Origin of the sequence: Marinobacter bryozoorum (assembly GCF_023156245.1) — a bacterium.
Taxonomy (GTDB): Bacteria; Pseudomonadota; Gammaproteobacteria; order Pseudomonadales; family Oleiphilaceae; genus Marinobacter; species Marinobacter bryozoorum.
Map to the genome: position 1 here is coordinate 1 of NZ_JAKZAH010000073.1, position 5,710 is coordinate 5,710.

A 5,710-nucleotide genomic window follows, 5' to 3' on the forward strand; every position below is an offset into this window, starting at 1 on the left:
GAGAACGCACTCAAGCATGGCTCCCCGAGCGAGCCAGTGGAAATCAGCCTGTGTGAAGATGGCAGGCTGATCGTGCGCAATGGCGGCCACACAATTTCACCGGAACAGCTCAAGTTGTTGCGGAACCGATTTGAACGCTCGAATACCAATGCCTCCGGCTCTGGTCTTGGCCTGGCCATTGCCGACGCGATTGCCGAAGGTGCCGGCATGGCCTTGTATTTACGATCGCCGGCAACCGGGCGGCAGGACGGTTTTGAAGCCGAGCTTGTTGCTGAGTGAAACCTTCATTTACTCCCAACTGTGTGATCTGTCACAGCTCAATGTCATGTCAATGCTCAGCCGCCTGATAAGCCTTGTGCAAATTAGCCGGTAGCAAAAGCCAATCCTGAAGCGGCATCACCCGTTAACAATGAGCGAGGCTAGGTCCCGATCGCCACACTGGTCACCCCGCTCCTCGTTTGGTAATACCCGACTGACCATATGGCCGCTTCAGCTTTCTTGCAGTACGGCATGGAGTACCGCTTCAGATGCCAGAAAGAAACGATTCTTGTTTGCTCATCTGAAACCGCAGTGGTAACTTCCATCTTCCGGCCACACCGTTTAATCAGATGGTAATTTGATGAATTCCGGCCTCGACGATAAAGCCTTCCTTACGCGCCACCTCGGCGTGTTGTTGGCGTTTCTGTTTTTCGTCTGGACGATCGGAGTCCAGGCCCAGGGTCTCCCTGGTGGTGGCGACCCTTCAGCCTTGGCAGAGTTTGGAGACTGGAGTCTGGCGACAGCGACAGACTCGTCTGCAGACGGCTCCACATCCCCTGGCGAAGCGCCAGCACAGCATCTTACGCCTGAACTCCCCCCTTTAAAGCTTTCCTCCCATGCCCTGACCCAGCTAGCCTTTGACGGGCCTCGTTCAAGGCTGATCAGCTATCCCGGTCTTTCTCAGGCACCACCCTCGACGCTGTAGAACATTCACAAATCAGGACTTTCAACGAGCTGTGGTTCGTACTGTCGTCCTGCCTGAATGATTATCAGTAATGAGGAATTGTCATGAGCAATTCGTTACGCTTTTTGGTGTCCAGGCCATCCGGCGGGGTCTTCCGACTCCTGCCCAATACGATAACCACCCCCCTCAGCAGTGATGGCCCTGCGACAAAGGTGTTGAAGGATTTCGCCAGAGATTATCCGGTCACGGTTCGCGCGGCGATGGGAATCCGGGAGGCCAGGCAAAGGTTGTATAACCACGGCTCCACGTTCGCCGTGGTTATAAATGCCAAGGAAGAAGTCACCGGAATGTTGGCTTTGAAGGATCTGATGGGCGCGTTGCCCTTGAGCCTTGCGAATCAACGAGGTGGTTCCATCGACGACATCACAGCACAGGATGTGATGCGCCCAATATGGAGCTTGCCGGTTATCGACTACAGCCGGCTCCAGACCCTGAAGGTTGAGGATCTAGTCGCTCTATTCAAAGAACTTCACACAGACTTTTTACTGGTGACTGATGCGGATGCGACATATTTAAGCGAGCAATTCGTTCGCGGGCTGCTGTCATCTGACGATCTTGGCCAGAAACTCGGGGTAAACCTGACCCCGGATCCTCGTCCCGAATCATTCTCAGACATCGTTCACGCTGTCAGGGGATCATCGGGCTAGCCCACCATAGCTGCCATCGGCTCTGGCCGCTGGCAGCTTTTTCCGAACGCCAATTGAAGGTAAAACCAATGCCGATCAAGAAATTGCTGATCGCCAATCGTGGCGAGATTGCGGTTCGTATAGCCCGGGCCTGTAACGAGCTGGGCATACGATCTGTGGCTGTTTTTTCAGAGGCCGACCAGTACTCCCTGCATGTAAAGAAAGCAGACGAGTCGTATCGCATCAGCAAGGACCCGCTCAGTGGTTACCTGAACCCTCACCACCTGGTGAACCTCGCGGTAGAGACTGGTTGCGATGCCCTGCACCCCGGTTACGGCTTTCTATCAGAGAATGCCGAGTTGGCCGCCGTTTGCCGGGAGCGTGGTATTACGTTCGTCGGTCCTTCGGCAGAGGCTATCAGCGCCATGGGTGACAAGACGCAGGCGCGCCAGACCGCGATGGCGGCGGCCGTGCCGGTAACGCCAGGCTCAGATGGCAACCTTAGTGATGTCGAAGATGCCGTACGCCAGGCAGAAAAAATTGGTTATCCCGTCATGCTGAAAGCCACGTCTGGTGGTGGAGGGCGTGGCATACGGCGTTGCGACACGGAAAAGGAACTTCGTCAGAACTACGAGCGTGTCATCTCTGAGGCCACCAAGGCTTTTGGGAGTGCCGAGGTCTTCCTTGAGAAGTGCATCATTGAACCACGCCATATTGAGGTACAGATTCTGGCCGACAGTCACGGCAATGTGGTGCACCTGTTTGAGCGTGACTGCTCCATCCAAAGGCGTAACCAGAAACTGATTGAGGTGGCCCCCTCCCCCCAGCTCAGTGAACAGCAAAGGGAATATATCGGTGAGCTCGCCATCCGCGTTGCCCGCCAGTGTGGTTACGTCAACGCCGGCACCGTCGAGTTTCTGCTCGATCACGACGGCAGCTTCTATTTCATGGAGATGAACACCCGGGTCCAGGTGGAGCACACCATCACCGAGGAAACCACCGGCATCGATATCATCAAGACACAGATCCGGATCGCGGCGGGTGAGGCGCTCTCCTTCAGCCAGAAGGATATCAGCTACCGGGGCTTTGCCGTGCAGTTCCGTATTAACGCGGAAGACCCGCAGAATGGCTTCCTGCCGAGCTTCGGCCGTATCAGTCGCTACTATTCGGCGGGTGGCCCCGGGGTGCGTACCGATGCCGCTATGTACAGCGGTTATGAGATCCCGCCTTATTACGACTCGATGTGCGCCAAGCTGATCGTCTGGGCTCTGGACTGGCCAGAAGTGGTGGGCCGCTCCAGGCGCGCCCTCAGCGACATGGCAATTTATGGGGTTAAAACCACGATCCCCTATTACCAGCAGATACTGAATCACCCGGACTTCCAGTCAGGAACGTTCAACACCGGATTTGTCGAGCGCAATCCCCAGTTGCTGGAGTACAGCAACAAGAGTCGACCCGAATCCATTGCCACGGCAGTCGCTGCCGCCATCGCAGCCCAGGCTGGCCTCTAAACTGAATAGTGGAGTCCTATCAATGACACAACGAAAGATTCACATCACTGACGTTATCCTGCGGGACGCTCACCAGTCCCTTATAGCGACCCGGATGCGCACAGAAGATATGCTGCCTGCCTGTGAGTGGCTGGACCAGGCTGGCTACTGGTCGCTGGAGTGCTGGGGCGGTGCAACCTTTGATGCCTGTGTGAGATTCCTCAAGGAAGATCCCTGGGAGCGCCTGAGAACCTTGCGCAAGCATCTGCCAAAAACCCGGCTGCAAATGTTGCTTCGGGGGCAGAACCTGTTGGGCTACCGCCACTATGGCGATGACGTGGTTGAGGCCTTTGTGGCCAAGGCAGCGGAGAACGGCATTGATGTGTTCCGTGTTTTCGATGCGATGAACGATGTACGCAATCTGGAAACCAGCATCGCGGCAGTTAAAAAGGCGGGCAAGCACGCCCAGGGAACGATTTGCTACACCGTCAGCCCGGTTCACAGCACGGATACCTTCATCACCCAGGCTAAGGCCATGGCTGACATGGGGGCAGACAGCATTGCCATCAAGGATATGGCAGGACTGCTGACCCCGGCCGTAACGGCGGAGCTGGTCGGCAAGCTGAAAAAGAGCTTTAACCTGCCGGTGTTCCTCCACTCCCACGCCACGTCCGGCATGGCTCCCATGTGCCAGTGGGCCGCGATGGAGGCCGGCGTGGATCACATCGATACCGCTTTATCGGCGTTTGCTGGTGGCACCAGTCATCCGCCAACCGAATCGCTGGTGGCAGCCCTGCAAGACGCCGGCTACGAGACCGGTCTGGACCTTGAGCTGCTGGATAAGGCAACCTGCCACTTCCGCGAGGTGCGCAAGAAATACCACCAGTTCGAAAGTGATTACAACGGGGTCGACACCTCGGTCCTGCTCTCCCAGGTACCCGGTGGAATGCTGTCGAATCTGGCCAACCAACTGAAAGAACAAGGGGCGCTGGACCGTATTCAGGAGGTGTTTGAGGAAATTCCCCGGGTACGCAAGGACCTTGGGTACCCGCCTCTGGTGACGCCGACTTCCCAGATAGTGGGCACCCAGGCCGTGATCAACGTCCTGGCCGGGAAACGCTACGAGTCCATCACCAACGAAGTGAAGAAATACCTCCAGGGCTGGTACGGTGCCGCGCCCGGGCAAGTGGATACAGAGCTGCAGCGCCGGGCCGTCGGCAAGGAAGACCTGATTGAGGAGCGTCCCGCCAACCTGATCCCGAAAGAGCTGTCGGATTTGCGCAAAGACATTGGTGACCTGGAGGAAAGTGAGGAAGACGTGCTGACGTACGCCATGTTCCCGGATCAGGCCCGCGCCTATTTGAAGCAGCGTCGTGATGGCACGTTGCAGCCCGAACCGCTTGAGTCCATCGCCAAGGGCAAGTCCGGAAACGGCGTTTCCACACAGTTCCAGATTACTGTCCATGGTGAGAGCTACGACATTCATGTAACTGGCGCCAACGTGGACAGTGAAAACGAGCGCCGTTTCTACATGACGGTGGACGGTGTGCCGGAGGAGATTAGCCTGATCTCACAAGGTGCCGTCTCGGAAGGCTCCCGGTCTGGAGGCCGCGAAAAAGCCTCTGGCGAAGGCCACGTAACGACCAGCATGCCGGGCAATATTGTTGACGTGCTGGTTAACGAAGGGGACCAGGTGTCGGCCGGAGATCCGGTGTTCATCATTGAAGCGATGAAAATGGAAACCGAGGTCAAGGCAACGATTTCCGGGGTTATCCAACGGGTCAGTATTGCCAAGGGGGATCGTGTAGCTCCCGGCGAGAGCCTAATCGAGATCGCCTGACGTCCTACCACCGGGGCAGAACCGCTGCCCCGGTCTTTCCTCTGCATTCGGAGTCTTTCTGATGAGGTCGATTTTTTTGCTGGTGGTGACGATAGCGTCGTTCGCCCCTGCCCTGGTATGGGCGAACCCGGGCCAAGGCCCGAGTCTGGCTTTTCATCCCATCGGTTACCTGGCCATTGGGATTTTCGTGATGGCATATATCCTGGTGATGCTGGAAGAGAAGATCCACCTGGCCAAATCCAAGCCGATGCTGATCGCCGCAGGGCTGATCTGGATTCTGGTGGCCTTGGCCTATCGAGCGGTGGGCGCAGACGGGGAGGTGGAAGCGGCGATCCGACACAACTTCCTAGAATACGCCGAGCTGTTTTTCTTCCTCTTGGTGGCCATGACCTACATTAACGCGATGCTGGAGCGTAATGTATTTGACCAACTGCGGATCTGGTTACTCGGCAAGGGTTATGGCTACCGGCAACTGTTCTGGATCACCGGCATACTGGCATTCTTTATTTCCCCCGTAGCGGACAACCTCACTACCGCGCTGATCATGTGTGCGGTAGTGATGGCGGTGGGCCGGGAGAATGGAGCCTTTGTATCACTCTCATGTATCAACTGAGGTGGACCCAATCAGTTGGACAACCTGATGGTGTCCCTAAGCTATGATCCGGTTGTTTCCCTGGCTCAGGCTGCCAAGGATATGGATTGCCTGTAGTACACCTCATCGGGCGTTTGGTAATCAAGGGTTTGGTGGTAC

At 56.5% G+C, this 5,710-nt stretch carries 5 protein-coding genes; all 5 read left to right on the forward strand.

All coding sequences use genetic code 11. The annotated features are described in order from the left end of the window. Positions 1–279, forward strand: a 279-nt coding sequence (locus tag MLC59_RS19280; protein ID WP_248237231.1) for an ATP-binding protein, incomplete at its 5' end; no start/stop codon positions are given. 768 nt (positions 280–1,047) lie between these two features. Then, complete coding sequence (locus MLC59_RS19285; RefSeq protein WP_248237232.1) at positions 1,048–1,650, forward strand: CBS domain-containing protein; 603 nt, start codon at positions 1,048–1,050, stop codon at positions 1,648–1,650. A 68-nt stretch (positions 1,651–1,718) separates the two neighbouring features. Then, positions 1,719–3,140, forward strand: coding sequence for an acetyl-CoA carboxylase biotin carboxylase subunit (locus tag MLC59_RS19290; RefSeq protein ID WP_248237233.1), 1,422 nt, complete (start codon positions 1,719–1,721; stop codon positions 3,138–3,140). Between the two features lie 22 nt (positions 3,141–3,162). Then, entirely contained in the window at positions 3,163–4,959 is a 1,797-nt protein-coding gene (oadA, locus tag MLC59_RS19295; RefSeq protein ID WP_248237234.1) for a sodium-extruding oxaloacetate decarboxylase subunit alpha, read from the forward strand. 61 nt (positions 4,960–5,020) lie between these two features. Next, positions 5,021–5,572, forward strand: coding sequence for a sodium:proton antiporter NhaD (gene nhaD, locus MLC59_RS19300; RefSeq protein WP_248237235.1), 552 nt, complete (start codon positions 5,021–5,023; stop codon positions 5,570–5,572). Positions 5,573–5,710: the final 138 nt, after the last annotated feature.